This is a genomic window from Methylobacterium sp. DB0501, from assembly GCF_011043735.1.
GTDB lineage: Bacteria > Pseudomonadota > Alphaproteobacteria > Rhizobiales > Beijerinckiaceae > Methylobacterium > Methylobacterium alsaeris.
This window is the reverse complement of the sequence record NZ_JAAKGV010000001.1, coordinates 191,295-210,120: the sequence shown is the minus strand read 5'-3', so window position 1 is coordinate 210,120 and position 18,826 is coordinate 191,295. Positions and strand designations below refer to the sequence as shown.

Annotated in this window: 19 protein-coding genes; 15 read left to right on the top strand and 4 right to left on the bottom strand. The window is 71.2% G+C overall.

The window, feature by feature from the left end:
• The first annotated feature begins 1 nt into the window (after nucleotide 1).
• The 3 genes from cobD to G4G93_RS00960 all read left to right on the top strand — a co-directional run bounded on the left by cobD (nucleotide 2) and on the right by G4G93_RS00960 (nucleotide 2,923).
• Nucleotides 2-1,009 (top strand): threonine-phosphate decarboxylase CobD, encoded by a 1,008-nt coding sequence (gene cobD / locus G4G93_RS00970; protein ID WP_165080386.1) that lies wholly within the window; start codon nucleotides 2-4, stop codon nucleotides 1,007-1,009.
• Between the two features lie 111 nt (nucleotides 1,010-1,120).
• Nucleotides 1,121-2,416 (top strand): capsule biosynthesis protein, encoded by a 1,296-nt coding sequence (locus tag G4G93_RS00965; protein ID WP_165080384.1) that lies wholly within the window; start codon nucleotides 1,121-1,123, stop codon nucleotides 2,414-2,416.
• Between the two features lie 198 nt (nucleotides 2,417-2,614).
• The gene (locus G4G93_RS00960; protein ID WP_165080382.1) at nucleotides 2,615-2,923 is read left to right on the top strand and encodes a hypothetical protein; all 309 of its coding nucleotides are present in this window, start codon (nucleotides 2,615-2,617) and stop codon (nucleotides 2,921-2,923) included.
• Here G4G93_RS00960 and G4G93_RS00955 read toward each other — a convergent pair.
• Nucleotides 2,898-3,302, bottom strand: a complete 405-nt coding sequence (locus tag G4G93_RS00955; RefSeq protein WP_165080380.1) for a CBS domain-containing protein — start codon at nucleotides 3,300-3,302, stop codon at nucleotides 2,898-2,900. The two genes, G4G93_RS00960 and G4G93_RS00955, sit on opposite strands and share 26 nt — an antisense overlap.
• Nucleotides 3,303-3,527: 225 nt before the next feature.
• Here G4G93_RS00955 and glgX point away from each other — a divergent pair, with 225 nt between their 5' ends.
• The 5 genes from glgX to G4G93_RS00930 all read left to right on the top strand — a co-directional run bounded on the left by glgX (nucleotide 3,528) and on the right by G4G93_RS00930 (nucleotide 11,075).
• Entirely contained in the window at nucleotides 3,528-5,807 is a 2,280-nt protein-coding gene (glgX, locus tag G4G93_RS00950; protein ID WP_165081298.1) for a glycogen debranching protein GlgX, read from the top strand.
• Between the two features lie 159 nt (nucleotides 5,808-5,966).
• On the top strand, nucleotides 5,967-6,344 hold the full coding sequence (locus G4G93_RS00945; protein WP_165080378.1) for a response regulator: 378 nt from the start codon (nucleotides 5,967-5,969) through the stop codon (nucleotides 6,342-6,344).
• Nucleotides 6,345-6,447: 103 nt separating this feature from the next.
• Entirely contained in the window at nucleotides 6,448-8,367 is a 1,920-nt protein-coding gene (locus tag G4G93_RS00940; RefSeq protein WP_165080376.1) for an AI-2E family transporter, read from the top strand.
• 400 nt (nucleotides 8,368-8,767) lie between these two features.
• On the top strand, nucleotides 8,768-10,384 hold the full coding sequence (locus tag G4G93_RS00935; protein WP_165080373.1) for a hybrid sensor histidine kinase/response regulator: 1,617 nt from the start codon (nucleotides 8,768-8,770) through the stop codon (nucleotides 10,382-10,384).
• Between the two features lie 34 nt (nucleotides 10,385-10,418).
• Nucleotides 10,419-11,075: an intradiol ring-cleavage dioxygenase gene (locus G4G93_RS00930; RefSeq protein ID WP_165080371.1), complete on the top strand. Its 657-nt coding sequence runs from the start codon at nucleotides 10,419-10,421 to the stop codon at nucleotides 11,073-11,075.
• 81 nt (nucleotides 11,076-11,156) lie between these two features.
• On the opposite strand, the gene G4G93_RS00925 is transcribed toward G4G93_RS00930, so the two are convergent.
• On the bottom strand, nucleotides 11,157-12,371 hold the full coding sequence (locus G4G93_RS00925) for an NADP-dependent isocitrate dehydrogenase (protein ID WP_165080369.1): 1,215 nt from the start codon (nucleotides 12,369-12,371) through the stop codon (nucleotides 11,157-11,159).
• A 290-nt stretch (nucleotides 12,372-12,661) separates the two neighbouring features.
• On the opposite strand from G4G93_RS00925, the gene G4G93_RS00920 reads away from it, so the two are divergent.
• Entirely contained in the window at nucleotides 12,662-13,405 is a 744-nt protein-coding gene (locus G4G93_RS00920; RefSeq protein ID WP_165080367.1) for an RNA methyltransferase, read from the top strand.
• Nucleotides 13,406-13,409: 4 nt separating this feature from the next.
• Here G4G93_RS00920 and G4G93_RS00915 read toward each other — a convergent pair whose 3' ends face one another.
• Nucleotides 13,410-14,423 carry an NADP-dependent oxidoreductase gene (locus G4G93_RS00915; protein ID WP_165080365.1) on the bottom strand — a complete coding sequence of 338 codons (1,014 nt, stop codon included), beginning with the start codon at nucleotides 14,421-14,423 and terminating at the stop codon, nucleotides 13,410-13,412.
• A 184-nt stretch (nucleotides 14,424-14,607) separates the two neighbouring features.
• Between G4G93_RS00915 and G4G93_RS00910 the strand changes: the two genes are divergently transcribed.
• Nucleotides 14,608-15,027 (top strand): DUF4174 domain-containing protein, encoded by a 420-nt coding sequence (locus G4G93_RS00910; RefSeq protein WP_165080363.1) that lies wholly within the window; start codon nucleotides 14,608-14,610, stop codon nucleotides 15,025-15,027.
• A gap of 98 nt (nucleotides 15,028-15,125) precedes the next feature.
• Here the strand turns inward: G4G93_RS00910 and G4G93_RS00905 are convergent, their stop codons facing one another.
• Nucleotides 15,126-15,644, bottom strand: a complete 519-nt coding sequence (locus tag G4G93_RS00905) for a hypothetical protein (RefSeq protein WP_165080361.1) — start codon at nucleotides 15,642-15,644, stop codon at nucleotides 15,126-15,128.
• Between the two features lie 145 nt (nucleotides 15,645-15,789).
• Between G4G93_RS00905 and G4G93_RS00900 the strand changes: the two genes are divergently transcribed.
• Genes G4G93_RS00900 through G4G93_RS00880 form a run of 5 tightly spaced genes read left to right on the top strand, consistent with a single transcriptional unit; the run spans nucleotide 15,790 to nucleotide 18,653 of the window.
• Nucleotides 15,790-16,608: a phosphodiester glycosidase family protein gene (locus G4G93_RS00900; protein ID WP_165080359.1), complete on the top strand. Its 819-nt coding sequence runs from the start codon at nucleotides 15,790-15,792 to the stop codon at nucleotides 16,606-16,608.
• A 43-nt stretch (nucleotides 16,609-16,651) separates the two neighbouring features.
• Nucleotides 16,652-17,155, top strand: coding sequence for a pantetheine-phosphate adenylyltransferase (gene coaD / locus G4G93_RS00895; protein WP_165080357.1), 504 nt, complete (start codon nucleotides 16,652-16,654; stop codon nucleotides 17,153-17,155).
• A 29-nt stretch (nucleotides 17,156-17,184) separates the two neighbouring features.
• Nucleotides 17,185-17,733, top strand: coding sequence for a peptidylprolyl isomerase (locus tag G4G93_RS00890; protein ID WP_165080355.1), 549 nt, complete (start codon nucleotides 17,185-17,187; stop codon nucleotides 17,731-17,733).
• A 3-nt stretch (nucleotides 17,734-17,736) separates the two neighbouring features.
• The gene (locus G4G93_RS00885) at nucleotides 17,737-18,201 is read left to right on the top strand and encodes a hypothetical protein (protein WP_165080353.1); all 465 of its coding nucleotides are present in this window, start codon (nucleotides 17,737-17,739) and stop codon (nucleotides 18,199-18,201) included.
• Nucleotides 18,198-18,653: a peptidylprolyl isomerase gene (locus tag G4G93_RS00880; protein ID WP_165080351.1), complete on the top strand. Its 456-nt coding sequence runs from the start codon at nucleotides 18,198-18,200 to the stop codon at nucleotides 18,651-18,653. The genes G4G93_RS00885 and G4G93_RS00880 overlap by 4 nt, the downstream gene beginning before the upstream one ends.
• Nucleotides 18,654-18,826 lie beyond the last annotated feature (173 nt).

Below are 18,826 nucleotides of genomic sequence, written 5' to 3'. Positions count from 1 at the left end.
CGTGGATGGAATCGCGAGCGAGGGGCAGGACGGAGCGATCCGGCACGGGGGCGACCTCGGCGAGGCGGCCCGGCACTTCCCGCAGGCCCCCGAGCCCTGGATCGACCTGTCGACGGGGATCAACCCGATCCCCTATCCGTGGCCGGCCCTCGAGGCCAGCGCCTTCACGCGGCTGCCGGCCGCGTCCGACCTCGCCGCCCTCGCGGACGCGGCGGCGCGGGCCTATGGCGCGCGGCCGGAGCACGTCGTCGCCGCCCCCGGCACCCAGGCGCTGATCGACCTGATCCCGCGGCTGCGGCCGGCCGGCCGGGTCGCGGTGGTCGGTCCCACCTATGCCGAGCACGCCGCCGCCTGGGCCCGGGCCGGGCACGCCGTGACGACCGTGCCGGACCTCGCCGGCGAGGCCGACGTGATGGTGGTGGTCACCCCGAACAACCCGGACGGGCGGGTCGCGGCGCGGCGCGACCTCGAAGCGGTCGCGGCCGGGCTCGCCGGGCGCGGCGGCTGGCTCGTCGTCGACGAGGCCTTCGCCGATCTCGAACCCGTCGAGAGCCTGTGCGCGGCGCCGCCCCCGGGCTGCCTGGTGCTGCGTTCCTTCGGCAAGACCTACGGTCTCGCGGGCCTGAGGCTCGGCTTCGCGGTGGCGGATGCGCCGCTGATCGGCCGCCTTCGCCGGGCGCTCGGGCCCTGGGCGGTGTCGGGGCCGGCGATCGCGATCGGGCGCCGCGCGCTCTCGGACGAGGCCTGGCGGCGGGAGGCGGCCGTCGCGCGGGGCCGCGACGCGGCGCGGCTCGACGCCCTGATCGCGGCGGCCGGCGGCCGGATCGTCGGCGGCACGCGGCTGTTCCGCACCGCCGACTTTTCCGACGCCCCCGGCCTGTTCGGGCGGCTGGGACGGGCCGGGATCTTCGTGCGCCGGTTCGAGGCCGCGCCGACGCGCCTGCGCTTCGGGCTGCCCCCGGACGCGGAGGCCTGGGCCCGTCTCGCGGCGGTCCTCGGAGGGCGGTGAGGCCCCCCCGCCGGAGGGGGCGCCATTAAAAAGGCCGAAAACCGAAGCAATCGACGATCGGCCGTCGAGGTCGCGACGCCGGCTGGCGCCGGCACGGGGAATCAAGCGAAAATGGACGCGGACGAGGTCAAACGGCGAGACAGGCTCGGCAGCATGATCGCGTTCGCGCGGCGCACCGTGCCCGAGCTGCGCCGCAATGCCGAGACGGTCGAGCCGATTTCCCCCGGGAGCCGGCTGCCGGCCCTGCTCAACCCGCTGCGCTGGAGCCGGATGCCGCTCCTGCCCGCCGCCGGCACCCAGAACCGGGTCCTGTCCCGGCTCCTGCGCAACATCGGCATCTTCGTGCTGCTGCCGACGGCGGTCGTCGGGATCTACCTGTTCGTCTTCGCCGCCGACCAGTACGTGGTCGAGTCCCGATTCGCCGTCCGCGGCGAGGTCGAGCCGATGGGTAACGTTGCGCTGGGTGAGTTCTCCTCGCTGATCCAGAAGAACAACAGCCAGGACAGTTACATCATCCAGGAATACATCCAGAGCCAGCCGATGGTCGAGAGCGCCCAGAAGGAGCTCGACATCGTCCGGATGTACACCCGCGACGAGGGCGATTTCTGGGCGCGCTATTCCGGCGACAAGCCGATCGAGGACCTGCTGAAGTACTGGCGCAAGCGCGTCCAGGTCCATATCGACCTGGTCTCGGGCGTGCTGACCCTGACGGTGCAGGCCTTCACGCCGGACGACGCCTTGGCGATCGCGCGCCACGTCGTCTCCCACGCCGAAGGGCTGATCAATACGATCTCGTCCCGGGCGCAGCAGGACATGCTCCGGCACAGCAAGGACGACCTGGCGGCGAGCGAGACGCGGCTGCGCAAGGCCCATGCCGCCCTGCGCGAGTTCCGCAACCGCTGGGGCATCATCGATCCGGCGAAGTCGGCCGAGGCGACGATGACCACCCTGCTGTCGTTGCGCAAGGACAAGATCAAGTCCGAGAACGACCTCCAGGTGCTGCGAGGCTCCGGCCTCGACGAGAAGTCGCGCTCGATCCAGACCATCGTGGCGAGCCTCAACGCGACCAACCAGCAGATCAAGCAGCTCGAGGACACGCTGACCAGCGACGGGGTGGCGGTCGGCGGCAAGAACGCCTCGGAGGCGATCCTCGAATACGAGGGGCTGATGGTCGAGCGCACCATCGCCGAGAAGCTGAACGACTCCGCCACCATGATGCTCGACCGCGCCCGGGTGGCGGCGAACCGCCAGCACGTCTACCTCGCGGTCTTCGTGCCGCCGACCCGTCCCGAACTCTCCACCGTGCCGATGCGCGGGCACGCCCTGTTCGTGGCCTTCTTCGCCTTCCTGGTGATCTGGGGCTGCAGCACCCTGCTCGTCGCCGGCATCAAGGACCACAACATGTGAACCGCGCTGCCTTGCGGACGAACTCGTTCGAAGGCACCGCCTGCGCCGAACGCCTCGCCCGCGACGTGTCGATGGCGAGGCGCACTGGTATAATGGGGCCAGCCGCGTCCGGGCCTTCGGTCCCGGCGCGGGCCGTGCGAAGAAGCGGATCCGGGCGCCGCACGGGCGCCCGTGCCATCGAGGACGAGCGTCACACCGATGTCCGATTTCACCGACCTGGTCGCCCGGGCGGTCTCCCCGGCGATGAGCCGCGAGGAGCGCGAGGCGGTCTACCAGGTGGTCAAGCAAGCCATGCGCCGGCTCCAGGAGCGCGAGAACCTGCCGCCGGAGGATCCCCGCGCCCTGCTCCAGGCCCACCTCGTCGAGGAGACGATCCGCGACGTCGAGGCCCTGGTCACCCGCTACCTCGCCCGCCAGACGATCCTGGCGGCCGAGCGCGCCAACGCGGCGGCCAACGCCGCCGCGGCGAACGGCGAGGCGGTCACGCCTCCTCCGTCAGACGCTTGAGCGAGGTCTGGAGCGCGTCGCCGCCGAGCAGCAGCGCCCGGGACAGGTCCGCCAGGGTGACCCAGCCGATGACGCGCCCGCCCGCGTCCCGCACCGGCAGGCGCCGGACGTGGTGGGCGGCCATCAGGTCGAGGGCGGTGCGGACGGGATCGGTCTCGGCGCAGGACACGACCGGGCGCGACAGCACCTCGCTCACCCGGACCCCGCGCGGATCGAGCCCCTGGGCGACGACCCGGTAGAGTATGTCGCGGTCGGTGACGACGCCGTCGAGGGCGTCCGGCGTGCCGACCGGCAGGGCGCCGACGTCGAGTTCGCCCATCAGCACCGCGGCCTCCTGCACCGCGGCCTCGCCGGCGATGAACTCCACGTCTCGGCTCATCACGTCCGCGACCGTCGCACCCATCCTGTCCCCCTGTATCCCCGCGCCTCGCGGCCCTTGCGCAACCCGCGACGGCGGCAAGCGGCTCCGGACCGTTGCCGAATTCCCGCACGAAACGCACGAGCCTGAAATTTTGACGGCGGCGCGGGAGCTTGGGCGAGGGCCGGCGCGTTCAGCCCACAGTCAGGCTTCTCGCCTCCGGGATCGTCGAACGCCCCCATGAACATGGAACTCACGTCCAAGCCCGCCCCGGAGACCCCGGCGGCCTCGCCTCTCGCCCGGCGCGCCTCGCGCATCAGCGAGGGCCAGCCCTTCCCGCTCGGCGCCACCTGGGACGGCCTCGGCGTCAACTTCGCGCTGTTCTCCGCCCACGCCACCAAGGTCGAGCTGTGCCTGTTCGACGATTCCGGCGAGACCGAGATCGAGCGGATCGAGCTGCCCGAATACACCGACGAGGTCTGGCACGGCTACCTGCCCGACGCCCGTCCCGGCACGATCTACGGCTACCGCGTCCACGGCCCCTACGAGCCGGAGGCCGGCCACCGCTTCAACCCGAACAAGCTGCTCCTCGACCCCTACGCCAAGGCGCTGGTCGGCTCCGTCACCTGGAACCCGGCCTTGTTCGGCTACGTGATGGAGAGCGGCGACGACACCACCTTCGACACCCGCGACAGCGCGCCCTTCACCCGCAAGTGCCGGGTGATCGACCCGGCCTTCACCTGGGGCCGCGACCAGAAGCCGAACGTGCCGTGGGACAAGACCGTCTTCTACGAGACCCACGTCAAGGGCTTCACCAAGCTGCACCCGGCGGTGCCCGAGCGTCTGCGCGGCACCTATGCGGGCCTCGGCACCCCTGAGGTGCTGGCCTATATCCGCAGCCTCGGCGTCACCTCGGTCGAGCTCCTGCCGGTCCATTCCTTCGTCAACGACAGCTACCTGCTCGAGAAGGACCTGGTGAATTACTGGGGGTACAACACCCTCTCGTTCTTCGCCCCCGCCCGCCGCTACGCCGCCGTGCCGGACTTCGCCTTCTCGGAGTTCAAGGAGATGGTGGCCCGGATGCACGGGGCCGGCCTCGAGGTGATCCTCGACGTGGTCTACAACCACACCGCCGAGGGCAACGAGAAGGGCCCGACCCTGTCGTTCAAGGGCATCGACAACGCCTCGTACTACCGGCTGCTGCCGGACCAGAAGCGCTACTACATCAACGACACCGGGACGGGGAACACCGTCAACCTCTCGCATCCGCGGGTGCTGCAGATGGTGACGGATTCGTTGCGCTACTGGGCGACCGAGATGCGGGTCGACGGCTTCCGCTTCGATCTGGCGACGATCCTCGGCCGCGAGCCCTACGGCTTCGACGAGGGCGGCGGCTTCCTCGATTCCTGTCGCCAGGACCCGGTCCTGTCCTCGGTCAAGCTGATCGCGGAGCCGTGGGATTGCGGCCCGGGCGGCTATCAGGTCGGCGGCTTCCCGCCCGGCTGGGCCGAATGGAACGACCGCTTCCGGGACGAGGTGCGCGGCTACTGGAAGGGCGACGAGGGCCTGCTCCCGGCGCTCGCCTCCCGCCTCACCGGCTCGGCCGACAAGTTCAACAAGCGCGGCCGGCGCCCCTGGGCCTCGGTGAACTTCATCACCGCGCATGACGGCTTCACCCTCGCCGATACCGTCTCGTACAACGAGAAGCACAACGCGGCGAACGGCGAGGACAATCGCGACGGCCACTCGCACAACCTGTCCTACAATTACGGGGCGGAAGGCCCGACCGACGATCCCGAGATCCGCGCCGTGCGGATGCGCCAGATGCGCAACCTGCTCGCCACGCTGCTCCTGTCGCGCGGCACGCCGATGCTGCTCGCCGGCGACGAGTTCGCCCGCACCCAGAAGGGCAACAACAACGCCTATTGCCAGGACAACGAGATCTCCTGGATCGACTGGGCGGCGATCGGCGAGGAGGAGCGGGACCTCGCCGAGTTCACCCAGCGCCTCCTGATCCTGCGCAAGTCGCTGCCGATGCTGAGCCGCGGGCGGTTCCTCACCGGCGCCTTCGACGCCGATCTCGGCGTCAAGGACGTGAGCTGGCTCACGCCCTCCGGGACCGAGATGAATCCGGAGAACTGGAACGACGGCGGCGCCCGCTCGCTCACCGTCGTCCTCGACGGGCGCGCCCAGTCGAGCGGCATCCACCGGCGCGGGGGCGAGGCGACCCTGATGCTGCTGTTCAACGCCTATCACGACGTGGTGGAGTTCACCCTGCCGGAGGTGGTGGGGGGCGATGCCTGGATGCGGGTGCTCGACACCAACCTGCCCGACACCCAGGACCTCGCCCGGCTCGCCGTCGGCGACACCTACGCGGTGACCGGCCGCTCGATGCTGATGTTCGTGCTGCGCCCGACCGACGTCGATCATGCGAGCGAGACCTGGCGCTCCTACCAGTACGTGATCCAGGCCTTCGAGCGGGCGGAATCCGAGTGCGTGGCGTTCGGGCTGCCGCATGAGGGGTGACAATCGGGCGGGCCTGCCCACTTTGAGCTGAGCCCGGAGACTCGCGCCCGCCACTGCGTCAGCGGTGGGGGCGTGGATCGGGGCCTTTCGATGATGCGCGGTGCGAGGGGCGGCCGGACCGGCCGCCCGGGAGTGCCGTGCGAGCGTGGAGTGGGGGCGGTGGCAAAGATCCTTCTCGTCGAGGACCACGAGGAAATCTGGGATTTCCTCTCCCGGCGGCTCAAGCGGCGGGGCTACGAGGTGGTGCTCGCCCATGACGGCGAGGAGGGCGTGATGAAGGCCCGCACCAGCCGGCCCGACATCATCCTGCTCGACATGAACCTGCCGGTGCTCGACGGCTGGTCGGCGGCCCGCGCCCTGAAATCGGATGCGGAGACGGCCCGGATCCCCATCATCGCGCTCACCGCCCACGCCATGTCGGGCGACCGCGAGAAGGTGATCCAGGCCGGCTGCGACGACTACCATCCGAAGCCGGTCGATTTCTCGAAGCTCCTGACCCAGATCGGCGCCGCCCTCGGCACGCCGCCCGCGCCTTGAGAGCGCGGCACGCGATGCCGGCGGAGCCCGAACGGGCGTCGACGCCGATGCACCGGACTCCTTCGCGGCGACCGACGCGAAGGCACACTGAGACGAGAGGCCGATGATCGACGATCCCGTGACGGCGCGCCGCCTGCGCGATGCGATGCCGGTCTTCACGGCGCTGGCCACCTGCCTGCTGGTCCTCGCCATCGGGGCGATCCTGTCCCTCGGACGGGACGTCCTGATGCCGATCACCCTCGCGGTGCTGCTCAGCTTCGTCCTCGCCCCGGCGGTGCGGGGCCTGCAGCGCCGGCGCCTGCCGCGCTCGCTCGCGGTGCTGGTCGTGGTGCTGGCGACCTTCGGGGCGCTCGGCGGCATCGGCCTCATGATCGCCAACGAGGCGTCGCAGCTCGCCTCCGACCTGCCGCGCTACACCGTGACGATGCGCGAGAAGATCGGGGCCTTGCGCGCCCAGGCCGGCGGCGGCGCCACCCTGGAGCGCCTGTTCCAGGCGGTGCAGGACCTCAGCCAGGACCTGCAGCCGCCGGAGGCGGCCAAGCCCCGGGGCGGTCCGGCCGATGTCGAGAAGCCGATGCTGGTCGAGGTGCGCGAGCCGAAGGCCGGCCTGCTCTCGACCCTCGGCAGCGTGGTGGCGCCGGTGCTGCACCCGCTCGCCACCGTCGGGCTGATCCTGCTCTTCACCCTGTTCTTCCTCGCCCAGCGCGAGGACCTGCGCAACCGCGCCATCCGCCTGGCCGGCTCCGGCGACCTGCGCGCCACCACGGCGGCGATGGACGACGCGGTGGCGCGCCTCTCGCGGTTCTTCCTCGCCCAGGCCGGGCTCAACCTCGCCTTCGGGGTGGTGGTGGCTCTGGGCCTGTGGCTGATCGGCGTGCCGAGCCCGATCCTGTGGGGCGTCCTCGCCGGGATCCTGCGCTTCGTGCCCTATATCGGCGCGGTGATCGGCATGGCGTTCCCGCTCCTGGTCGCGGCGGCGGTCGATCCGGGCTGGTCGATGCTGATCGCCACCGTGGTGCTGTTCGCGGTCGTCGAGCCGATCGCCGGCCACGTCATCGAGCCGCTGCTCTACGGCCACTCGACCGGCCTGTCGCCGGTGGCGGTCATCCTCGCCGCGACGCTCTGGACCTTCCTGTGGGGGCCGGTCGGGCTGGTGCTCGCCACCCCGATCACCGTCTGCCTGGTGGTGCTCGGGCGCCATGTCGAGCGCCTCGGCTTCCTCGACGTGATGCTCGGCGACCGGCCGGCGCTGGCGCCCTCGGAGATCTTCTACCAGCGCATGCTGGCGGGCGATCCCATGGAGGCGATCGACAAGGCGCGCCAGGTGCTCAAGGAGCGCGCGCTCGCCACCTATTACGACGAGATCGCCCTCGGCGGCCTGCGGCTCGCCCAGAACGACCGGGCGAGCGGCGCGCTGGAAGCGGACCGCCAGCAGGCGGTGGGGCAGGCGATCGAGAGCGTGGTGGCGACGCTGGGCTCGATGCCGGTCCGCAAGAAGGCGTCGACCGTCCGCAGCGCCGAGACCGAGGCGGCGGTGGCGGCGCTCGGGCCGGACCGGGCCTCGACCGCCATCGTGCGCCGCAAGGAGGACCTGGCCCCGGCCTGGCGCGGGCCGGCCCCGGTGCTGGTGGTGGCGTCCCGCGGGCCGTTCGATGCGGCGGCCGCCGGGATGCTGGCGCAGGTGCTCGGGCGCCACGGCCTCCACGCCCGCACCGTCTCCCAGGACGCCCTCGCCAAGGGCGAGCGGCCGGACATGGAGGGCGTCGCCCTGGTCTGCCTGTCCTATATCGAGCCGATCAGCACCTCCCATATCCGCCTCGCCGCGCGCCTCGCCCGCCGGGCGATCCCGGGCGTGCGGGTGATGGTGGCGGTGTGGCGCGAGCGCGACCCGGCCGGCCGCGACCGCCTGCGCCGGGCGACCTCGGCCGACATCCTGGTCACCACCATCACCGACGCCCTCGACGCCGCCCTGACGCTGTCGGGCGCGAGCGAGACCCGCGAGGCGCCGCGCCGGGCGGCCTGACCGCCATCCGGAAGCGCGGGGCCCGGCCGGGTCGGCATCCGGCGCGCCGGGACGCCGGCTGCGGACGCCAAGCATCGGGTGGATGAGGATGTCTCCGTGAGAGCATGGGCCGGACAAAGCGGCCGTACCTGCCGGCCGACGGGCCGCCGATGCGAAGTCCATTCCCGGAAATCAGCCAAGTAAACCCAGTCTCGGCGGCGGTTTCCGGGCCCGGCGGCGGCCTCCGATCCGTAGCCGTCGCATCGACGGCGATTGCAACCTTGCGTCGCCTGCTCTATTCCGGTCTCCGGAGCGACGCCCGGTCGCGGTTACAATCGGCGACATTCATCGTTGTGCATGAACGCCGAGTGTAGGATCCCGTGCGGGCGCGGGATCCTGCCGGGCGGCCACCGGAGCGACGATGAGTGTGAAGCGAACGCCGACCGAACTGGGAACCCGCCCGACCGTGGCGGATGTGCCGACCGACGTCTCGGACCACCACAGCGACATCTTCTTCGCCGCCGTCGAGATGACGCGGATGCCGATGATCGTCACCGATCCGCGCCAGCCGGACAACCCGATCATCTTCGCCAACCAGGCCTTCCGGGCCATGACCGGCTACGCGCCCGAGGAGCTGGTCGGCCGCAACTGCCGCTTCCTGCAGGGGCCCGAGACCGACCGCGAGACGGTGGCGGAGGTACGCCGCGCCATCGCCGCGCGCGAGGAGATCGCCACCGAGATCCTGAACTACCGCAAGAACGGCTCGACCTTCTGGAACGCGCTGTTCATCTCGCCGGTCTACGACCCGAACGGCGAGCTGGTGTATTTCTTCGGCTCGCAGCTGGACGTGTCGCGCCGGCGCGACGCCGAGGAGGCCCTGCGCCAGTCGCAGAAGATGGAGGCGCTCGGCCAGCTCACCGGCGGCATCGCGCACGACTTCAACAACCTGCTGCAGGTGGTGGTCGGCTACGTCGACATCCTGCAATCCGGGCTCGAGGATCCGGCGACCGATCCGCGCCGGATGATGCGGGCGGTCGAGAACATCCGCAACGCCGCCGAGCGCGCCACCACCCTGACGCAGCAGCTGCTCGCCTTCGCCCGCAAGCAGCGCCTCGATGGACGGGCGGTGAACCTCAACAACCTGGTCGAGGGCATGCGCGACCTCGCCGGCCGCACCCTCGGCGACGGGATCACCGTCGAGGCGCAGCTGACCGAGGGCCTGTGGAACGCCCGCCTCGATCCGACCCAGACCGAGGTCGCGCTCCTCAACATCCTGATCAACGCCCGCGACGCGATGCCGGGCGGGGGCCGGGTGTCCTTGCGAACCGAGAACCACGCCTTCACCGCCGACGAGCTGCCCTCGGGACTGCCGCAGGCCGGCCGCTACGTCTCGGTCTCGGTGACGGATACCGGCAACGGCATGCCGCCGGAGATCCTGGCCCGGGTAATGGAGCCGTTCTTCACCACCAAGGAGGAGGGGCGCGGCACGGGGCTGGGCCTCGCCATGGTGTACGGCTTCGCCCGGCAATCCGGCGGCACCGTCGTGATCGAGTCCCGGGCCGGCCACGGCACCACCGTGCGGCTCTACTTCCCGATGAGCGACAGCGACGAGCGCCCGGCCCCCGGTCCCGGCCAGCGCGCCGACCAGCGCGCCGGCACCGAGACGATCCTGGTCGTCGACGACCGCCGCGACGTCGCCGAGCTCGCCCGGGCGATCCTGCGCGATTTCGGCTACACCACGCTGCTCGCCACCGACGGCCGGCAGGCTCTCGAACTCCTCGACGGCGGCGACAAGGTCGACCTCCTGTTCTCAGACCTGATCATGCCCGGCGGCATGAACGGCGTGATGCTGGCCCGCGAGGCGCGCCGCCGCCAGCCCCGGCTCAAGGTGCTGCTCACCACCGGCTACGCCGAAGCCTCCCTGGAACGCACCGATGCCGGCGGCACCGAGTTCGAGATCATCAACAAGCCCTACCGGCGGATGGAGCTGGCGCGCCGGGTGCGCGCGGTGCTGGACGGGCCGACCGGGGTGACCTGACCGGCACCCGCCCGGGAGAGACAGGAGGGAGCCGATGCCGGACCGCCCGACGCGCCGCGTGATGCTCGGCACCCTCGCCGCCGGCCTCCTGGCACCCCGGCCGGCGCAAGGGACCTGCCTCCTGACCCCGCAGGCGGTGGAGGGCCCGTTCTACCTCGATCCCCGCCTGCTGCGGTCGGATATCCGCGAGGACCGCGACGGCACGCCGCTCGTGGTGAACCTGCAGGTCGTGACCCTGCGGGATTGCGTCGCCCTGCCGGAGGCTCGGGTCGATCTCTGGCACGCGGATGCGCGGGGGCGCTACTCGGGCTATCCCGACCAGGGCGACCGGGGCACGTCGACGGTCGGACGGACGTTCCTGCGCGGCACCCAGGTCGCCGACCGCGCCGGCCGCGCGGCCTTCCGGACGATCTATCCGGGCTGGTATCCGGGCCGCACGCCCCACCTGCACGTGAAGGTGATCCTGGGCGGCCGGACGGCACTCACGGGCCAGATCTACTTTCCCGACGCGGTGAGCGAGGCGGTCTATGGCGGACCCGCCTATGCGGACCGCCCCCGGCGCGGCCGGATCGGCAATGCCCGCGACGTCCTCCTGCGCCAGGACGATCCCGAGGGCCGCGGCATCGCGGCCCTGCGCCCGGTGGGCGAGGGCTACGAGGCGGCGCTGACGCTGGTGGTGAAGGGAGCGTGAGGGCGCCCCGCGGCGTCACCGGCCGCGGGGCGCCGAATCGGCAAGGCTCGGGGCGGCCGTGATCCGGCCGCCCTCTCGGCCTCACGCCTTCATGGCGACCTTCAGGTTCTCGTCGATCTTGTCGAGGAAGCCGGTGGTCGAGAGCCACTTCTGGTCGGGGCCGACCAGGAGGGCGAGGTCCTTGGTCATGAAGCCGGACTCGACGGTGTCGACGCAGACCTTCTCCAGGGTCTCGGCGAACTTGGCGAGATCGGCGTTGGAATCGAGCTTGGCGCGGTGCGACAGGCCGCGGGTCCAGGCGAAGATCGACGCGATCGAGTTGGTCGAGGTCTCCTTGCCCTTCTGGTGCTCGCGGTAGTGCCGGGTCACCGTGCCGTGGGCGGCCTCGGCCTCGACGGTCTGGCCGTCGGGGGTGAGCAGCACCGAGGTCATCAGGCCGAGCGAGCCGAAGCCCTGCGCCACGGTGTCGGACTGCACGTCGCCGTCGTAGTTCTTGCACGCCCAGACGTAGCCGCCGGACCACTTCAGGGCCGAGGCGACCATGTCGTCGATCAGGCGGTGCTCGTAGGTGATGCCGGCCGACTGGAACCGCGACTTGAACTCGGCCTCGTACACCTCCTCGAAGATGTCCTTGAACCGGCCGTCATAGGCCTTGAGGATGGTGTTCTTGGTCGAGAGGTAGACCGGGAACTTGCGGGCGAGGCCGTAATTCATCGAGGCGCGGGCGAAGTCGCGGATCGAGTCGTCGAGGTTGTACATCGACAGGGCGACGCCGGCGCCCGGGAACTTGAACACCTCGCGCTCGATGACGGTGCCGTCCTCGCCCTCGAACTTGACGGTGAGGCGGCCCTTGCCCGGCACCTTGAAGTCGGTGGCGCGGTACTGGTCGCCATAGGCGTGGCGGCCCACCACGATCGGCTGGGTCCAGCCCGGCACCAGGCGCGGCACGTTCTTGCAGATGATCGGCTCGCGGAAGATCACGCCGCCGAGGATGTTGCGGATCGTGCCGTTCGGCGACTTCCACATCTCCTTGAGGTTGAACTCCTTCACCCGGGCCTCGTCCGGCGTGATGGTGGCGCACTTCACGCCGACGCCGTGCTTCTTGATCGCCTCGGCGGCCTCGATCGTCACCTTGTCGTTGGTGGCGTCGCGGTGCTCGACCCCGAGATCGTAGTATTCCAGCGGAACGTCGAGGTAGGGATGGATCAGCTTGTCCTTGATGGACTGCCAGATGATCCGGGTCATCTCGTCGCCGTCGAGCTCGACGACGGGGTTCGCCACCTTGATCTTCGCCATGTCTGATCCAGCCTTCCGTGATCCGGGGGCCGCCCCCATGCCCGCGTGAGGCGCGCGGCCGGCCGTGGCGCGGTCATAGCGCGCTGCACAAACAGGGGGAAGCGCCGGGACGGAATGGTTTTTCAAGGCTGTCACGAAAAAAGCCCCGGCGCGGGGGCGCCGGGGCGGTAAGGAGGTCCGTGAAGAAAACGCCGATCGAGGCCGATGGGTTCCCGGGTGGCGCAACCCCCTTCGCGAGAGCGGCACGAGGCCTTATGTCCCGGCCATCCCGTCCCGCCGACTGACGCCCCATGACCGACGCCCCGCCGCCCCGCCCCGTCATCATCCTGGTCGAGCCGCAACTCGCCGAGAATATCGGCATGACCGCCCGCGCCATGGGAAATTTCGGGCTCGACGCCCTGCGCATCGTCAACCCGAAGGGCGGCTGGCCGATGAAGGGGGTGCGCGAGACGGCCTCGAACGCCACCCACGTCCTCGACGGCGCGACGATCTTCCCGACCGTTGCCGAAGCCATGGCCGACCTGCATTACGTACTCGCCACCACGGCGCGGGAGCGCGGGCAGATGAAGCGGGTCCTCGGGCCCGACGAGGGCATGGCGGAGGCGGCCGGGCGGCTCGCCGCGGGGGAGCGGGTCGGCATCCTGTTCGGGCGCGAGCGGGTCGGGCTGTCGAACGACGAGGTCTCGCTGGCGGATGCCATCGTCACCTTCCCGGTCGATCCGGACCACGCCTCGCTCAACCTCGCCCAGAGCGTGCTCCTCATGGGCTACGAGTGGCGGCGGGCGGCGGGCCGGGCGGTGCTGCCCTTCGCCGGCGCGATGCGCTCGGGCCCGGCACCGCGGGAAGCCCTGATCTCGCTGTTCGAGAGCCTGGAGGCCGACCTCGACGCCGCCGGCTACTACCCGCCGGCGAAGCGCGACGGGATGATCCGCAACATGCGCGACATGTTCCACCGCATGGCGATGACCGAGCAGGACGTGCGCACCTTCCGGGGGGCGCTGCGGGCGCTGGCGCGGCGCCCCCCGGAGGAGTGAAGCCTTACAGCTTCACCACCAGTTTCCCGAAATTGCGGCCCTTGAGCAGGCCGATGAAGGCCTCGGGCGCGCTCTCCAGCCCCTCGACCACGTCCTCGCGGTAGCGGATCTTGCCCTCGCGCAGCCACTGGCCGACCTCCGTGAGGAAGGCCGGTCCCTGCTCGGCGAAGTCGGAGACGATGAAGCCGCGGAAGGTAAGGCGCTTGCTCAGGACCGCGCGCATCAGGGCCGGCACCCGGTCGGGCCCGGGGGGAAGCTCGGTCATGTTGTAGTTGGCGACGAGGCCGCAGACCGGGATGCGGGCGAAGTCGTTGAGGAGCGGCAGCACCGCGTCGAACACCGCGCCGCCGACATTCTCGAAATAGACATCGATGCCGTTCGGGCAGGCCGCCGCCAGCGCCGCCGGCAGGTCGCCGGAGCGGTGATCGACCGCCACGTCGAAGCCGAGGTCTTCGGTGAGGTGGCGGCACTTGTCGGCCCCGCCGGCGATGCCCACCGTGCGGGCCCCTTTAAGCTTGGCGATCTGGCCGACGAGCGAGCCGACCGGGCCGGTGGCGGCGGCGACCACCACGGTCTCGCCGGGTTTCGGCGCCCCGATGGTGAGGAGGCCGGTATAGGCGGTCATGCCCGGCATGCCGAGCACGCCGAGCGCCGTGGTGACGGGGGCCGCGGAGGGGTCGAGCTTGCGCAGGCCCTGGCCGTTCGACACGGCGAAATCCTGCCAGCCGCCATAAGCCAGGACCAGATCGCCGACCGAGAAGCCCGGATGGTGCGAGGCCACCACCTCCGACACCGTGCCGCCGACCATCACGTCGTTGATCTCGACCGGCTTGGCGTAGGATTTCGCCGCGCTCATCCGGCCGCGCATGTAGGGATCGATGGAGAGGTAGCGGTTGCGCAGCAGCACCTCGCCGTCCTTGGCGACCGGCACCGTCCCGCGCTCGACGCGGAAATGGGCCGGTGTCGGTTCGCCGTGGGGCCGGGACGCCAGGACGATGCGGCGGTTCACGTCGGACATGCGGGGACCTCCCTGCAGGGATCTTCGAAGGGCGGAGCGATCGCGGCCGCGCCCGGCTCACGCCGCACTTGGGACGGGAGGCCCCGCGCGTCAACGTCGCGCTGGCGGCGGCGTGTGAGAGCTTTACCTCGACGGGCAGCCGCCGGACGGCCCGTCCGCGGCGCTTCGCGACCAAGGATTCGGCATGCTCCCGTCCTCGCTCCTTGCCGGCGCTCCCCTGGCCGGCGCCCTCCTGCTCGCCATGTCGGTACCGGCGGCGGCCGGCATGGGCCTCGACCGCTACCGCTGGAAGTCCCGGGTGCTGGTGATCGCGGCCGAGGCCGGGGATCCCCGCGCCGCGGCGCAGGAGGAGATCGCCGCGGCGGCCGGGCGCGGGATGCGCGAGCGCGACCTCGTGGTGGTGCGGGCGATCGGGCAGGGGAGGGAGGCCACCGCTCTGCGCCGCCGCCTCGGCCTGCCGGCGACGGGTTTCCGGGCGGTACTGGTCGGCAAGGATGGCGGGGCGAAGCTCGACGCCGCCGAGCCGATCCCGGCGGAGCGTCTGTTCTCGACCATCGACGCCATGCCGATGCGGCGCGAGGAGGCCGCGGGGCGGCGGAACTGACCGGCCGACCGAAAATCCCGCCGAGAGTCAAGATTCGCCGAAAAAGAGGGCCGCCCCACCGGGCGGTCCTCTTCCGGGTGCGGGACCTGTCCGCGGACTCAGTAGCAGCGGGTCACGAGGACGCGACGGTAGCCCCAGGGCGTCCAGCGCACGCGGGGCACCTCGTAGCAGCCGCCGCCGTAGCCGTAATCGTAGCCGCCGTAATAGCCGACCGGGGCGTAGCCGTAGCCGTAGCCGCCGTAATACGGGTAGGTCGAGGCCGCCGCGAGGCCGAGGCCCAGACCGAGCCCGAGGCCCGCCGCGCCCCAGCCGTAACCGCGGCGATAGCCGTAGCCCCCGCGCCAGCCGCCGTAACCGCCGCGCCACCCGCCGAAGCCCACGCCGCGATACCCGCCGAAGCCGCCGCGGTAGCCGCCGAACCCGACCCCGCGATAGCCGCCGAAACCCCGGCCGAACCCGCCGCCGCCGAAGCCGCCCCGGAATCCGCCGCCGTGGAAGCCGCCGAAGCCGCCGCCGCCATGGAAACCGCCGCCGCCGAAGCCGCGCGCCTCGGCGGTGGCCGGCACAACCAGCAGCGCGCCCGCCAGGGCCGCCGACGCCGCCAACATGCCTTTCATGATCCGATCTCCTGATCGAAGAAGCGTGAACCCCCAGGCCCTCAGAACGTCGCAGCGCGAAGGTTGGTTCGTGCTGCAAAACGTCACGATCGCCCTATACCGATACCCCGAAGGCCGGTCGGGTGAGCGAAGGGCGGAGAGGCACATGGTGGAACCGAAGGCGGGACGGACCGGGCGGATCGTGGCGTTGCTGCTCGGGGCGGGCCTCGCGTGGCTCGCGGCCGGCCCTGCCCCTGCGGCGCCCGGCCCTGCCCCTGCCTCCGCTCCATCCTCTGTTCCAGGGGCCGCCTGCCGGCCGCAGAGCCACGAGGGCCAGGCCTACGCCGTCTGCACCGTCGACCTGCGGCGCGCCCGGGTGAAGCTGTTCTGGCGCGGTCCCGACGGGCTGCCCTACGGCTCGCTGTCGCGGCTCGCCGGCCAGCAGGGCGAAAAACTGGCCTTCGCGATGAATGCCGGGATGTACGATACCGGCCTGGCCCCGGTGGGCCTCTACGTCGAGGACGGGCGCGAGCTGAAGGCCGCCAACACCGCCAACGGCCCGGGCAACTTCCACATGAAGCCCAACGGCGTATTCTACGTCGCCGGCGACCGGGCCGGCGTGGTCGAGACCGGCCGCTACCTGAAGGTCCGTCCGCGGGCCGAGTTCGCCACCCAGTCCGGCCCGATGCTGGTGATCAACAACCGCATCCACCCCAAGATCTCCGAGGACGGGCCCTCGCAGAAGATCCGCAACGGCGTCGGCGTGCGGCCGGACGGGCACACGGCCGTGTTCGCGATCTCGGAGGCGCCGGTGAGCTTCGGGGCCTTCGCGCGGCTGTTTCGCGACGACCTCGGCTGCCCCAACGCGCTGTTCCTCGACGGCAGCGTGTCGAGCCTCTACGCCCCGTCCCTGGGGCGCCAGGACCTGAGCCGGCCCCTCGGGCCGCTGGTCGGGGCCGTGACCCGGGGAGACCGCACGAAATGACGGGCGGTTCCGTCGAGCCCGAAAATGCTCTAGGGGGACCACGATGAACCGCACCGCGCTCTATGCCGGCTCCTTCGACCCGGTGACCAACGGCCATCTCGACGTGGTGCGCCAGGCCTGCCGCCTGGTCGGCCGCCTCGTGGTGGCGATCGGCGTGCATCCGGGCAAGACCCCGCTCTTCTCCGCCGAGGAGCGGGCGGAGCTGATCCGGGCCACCTGCGGGCCGCTCGCCGCCGAGACCGGGACGAGCCTCGAGGTCGTTACCTTCGCCGACCTGGCGGTGGCGGCGGCGCGCCGGCATGGCGCCGGCCTGTTCATCCGCGGTTTGCGGGACGGCACCGATCTCGATTACGAGATGCAGCTCGCCGGCATGAACGGCGCCATGGCGCCGGAGGTGCAGACCGTGTTCCTGCCGGCCTCGACCGGCGTGCGGCCGATCACCGCCACCCTGGTCCGCCAGATCGCCGCCATGGGCGGCGACGTGCGGCCCTTCGTGCCCGCGGCGGTGGCCGACCGCCTGAGCGCCCGCTTCGCCCCGTCCGCCTGACGCGGCCGTCTTTCACCCAGGAGTTTTCCATGATCCGCTGGCTCGCAGCCCTGGTGCTGTCCGTCGCCGCTCTCAATTTCGCCGCCCCGGCGAGTGCCGCGCCCGACCAGAACACCGTCTATCTCGACACCAAGGACGGCCGCATCACCATCCAGCTGCGCCCCGACCTCGCGCCCAAGCACGTCCAGCAGATCAAGACGCTGACGAAGCGCGGCTTCTACAACGGCATCGTCTTCCACCGCGTCATCGACGGCTTCATGGCCCAGACCGGCGACCCGACCGGCACCGGCATGGGCAAGTCCGACCTGCCGAACATCCCGGCGGAGTTCTCCAAGGTGCCGTTCAAGCGCGGCACCGTCGGCATGGCCCGCTCGCAGGACCCGAACTCGGCCAATTCGCAGTTCTTCATCTGCTTCGGCGACGCCCCGTTCCTCAACAACCAGTACACGGTGGTGGGCGAGGTGACCTCGGGCATGGACGTGGTCGACAAGATCAAGAAGGGCTCGTCCGCCCAGAACGGCACCGTGCAGAGCCCGGACAAGATCGTCCGGATGAGCCTGGCGCAGGACGGCCAGTAAGCCTTGCGCGGCGGGCTGATCCGCGCCGGCCTCGCGCTGGCTCTCTCGGCCTCGCCCGCCGCCGCGCAGTTCGACGTCTACGACAACCCCTCGGTGCTCTCGCTGCCGACGACCCTGCGGGCGACCGTCCGGGTGCCGGTGGCGACGACGCCCGAGGGACCCGCCGACACCCTGGCCGACCTCTATCCCCGGCTCGCCGCCTGCTGGCGTCTGCCGGCCGATCTCGGGGCCGCCGCGATCACCGTGCGCTTCGCGCTGCGGCGCGACGGTAGCCTTCAGGGCCAGCCGCGGATCACCTTCACGCGCGTTCCGCCCCGGCGGCGGGACGCGCTCGTCGCCGAGACCCTGGCGTCGCTCGCCCGCTGCACCCCGGCGCGGCTGACGGCGGGGCTCGGCGGCGCCGTCGCGGGGCGTCCCATCGCCCTGCGTTTCGTCTACCCTGGTCCGAATCAAGGAGACCGACCATGACCGACAGCAACCGACTCGTGATGGAGACCAGCAAGGGCCGCGTGGTCATCGAGCTGCGCCCCGACCTCGCCCCCAACCACGTCGAGCGGATCAAGACCCTCTCGGGGCAGGGCTTCTACGACGGCGTGCCGTTCCACCGCGTGATCGACGGCTTCATGGCCCAGACCGGCGACCCGACGGGCACCGGCACCGGCGGCTCCGAGCTGCCGGACCTGAAGGCCGAGTTCAACGCCGAGCCGCACGTGCGCGGCACCTGCTCGATGGCCCGCACCAACTTCCCGCACTCGGCCAACTCGCAGTTCTTCATCTGCTTTTCCGACGCCCGCTTCCTCGACAAGCAGTACACCGTGTGGGGCAAGGTGGTCGAGGGCATGGAGGTGATCGACCAGATCAAGCGCGGCGAGCCCGTGCGCGATCCCGACACGATCAAGACGATGCGCGTCGAGGCGTGACCTTTTAATTCGGCGGACTGCCGTCTGCCGAGATAAGCGCGGGAACCCTCCCCCCTCTGCGGGGGAGGGTTGCCTGCGGAGCAGGCCGGGAGCGGGGCAGCGCGGCGCTGAACCAGGTGGCGCTCTTCGGAACGGTTCAGTCATTTCCGGAAGCGGCGTCCCCTCTCCCGCCC

Bases quoted from the DNA above. Each gene is read 5' to 3' on its own strand.
- G4G93_RS00965 (WP_165080384.1), top strand. From the start codon at position 1,121: ATGGACGCGGACGAGGTCAAACGGCGAGACAGGCTCGGCAGCATGATC.
- G4G93_RS00960 (WP_165080382.1), top strand. From the start codon at position 2,615: ATGTCCGATTTCACCGACCTGGTCGCCCGGGCGGTCTCCCCGGCGATG.
- G4G93_RS00955 (WP_165080380.1), bottom strand. From the start codon at position 3,302: ATGAGCCGAGACGTGGAGTTCATCGCCGGCGAGGCCGCGGTGCAGGAG.
- glgX (WP_165081298.1), top strand. From the start codon at position 3,528: ATGGAACTCACGTCCAAGCCCGCCCCGGAGACCCCGGCGGCCTCGCCT.
- G4G93_RS00940 (WP_165080376.1), top strand. From the start codon at position 6,448: ATGATCGACGATCCCGTGACGGCGCGCCGCCTGCGCGATGCGATGCCG.
- G4G93_RS00935 (WP_165080373.1), top strand. From the start codon at position 8,768: ATGAGTGTGAAGCGAACGCCGACCGAACTGGGAACCCGCCCGACCGTG.
- G4G93_RS00930 (WP_165080371.1), top strand. From the start codon at position 10,419: ATGCCGGACCGCCCGACGCGCCGCGTGATGCTCGGCACCCTCGCCGCC.
- G4G93_RS00925 (WP_165080369.1), bottom strand. From the start codon at position 12,371: ATGGCGAAGATCAAGGTGGCGAACCCCGTCGTCGAGCTCGACGGCGAC.
- G4G93_RS00920 (WP_165080367.1), top strand. From the start codon at position 12,662: ATGACCGACGCCCCGCCGCCCCGCCCCGTCATCATCCTGGTCGAGCCG.
- G4G93_RS00915 (WP_165080365.1), bottom strand. From the start codon at position 14,423: ATGTCCGACGTGAACCGCCGCATCGTCCTGGCGTCCCGGCCCCACGGC.
- G4G93_RS00910 (WP_165080363.1), top strand. From the start codon at position 14,608: ATGCTCCCGTCCTCGCTCCTTGCCGGCGCTCCCCTGGCCGGCGCCCTC.
- G4G93_RS00905 (WP_165080361.1), bottom strand. From the start codon at position 15,644: ATGAAAGGCATGTTGGCGGCGTCGGCGGCCCTGGCGGGCGCGCTGCTG.
- G4G93_RS00900 (WP_165080359.1), top strand. From the start codon at position 15,790: ATGGTGGAACCGAAGGCGGGACGGACCGGGCGGATCGTGGCGTTGCTG.
- coaD (WP_165080357.1), top strand. From the start codon at position 16,652: ATGAACCGCACCGCGCTCTATGCCGGCTCCTTCGACCCGGTGACCAAC.
- G4G93_RS00890 (WP_165080355.1), top strand. From the start codon at position 17,185: ATGATCCGCTGGCTCGCAGCCCTGGTGCTGTCCGTCGCCGCTCTCAAT.
- G4G93_RS00880 (WP_165080351.1), top strand. From the start codon at position 18,198: ATGACCGACAGCAACCGACTCGTGATGGAGACCAGCAAGGGCCGCGTG.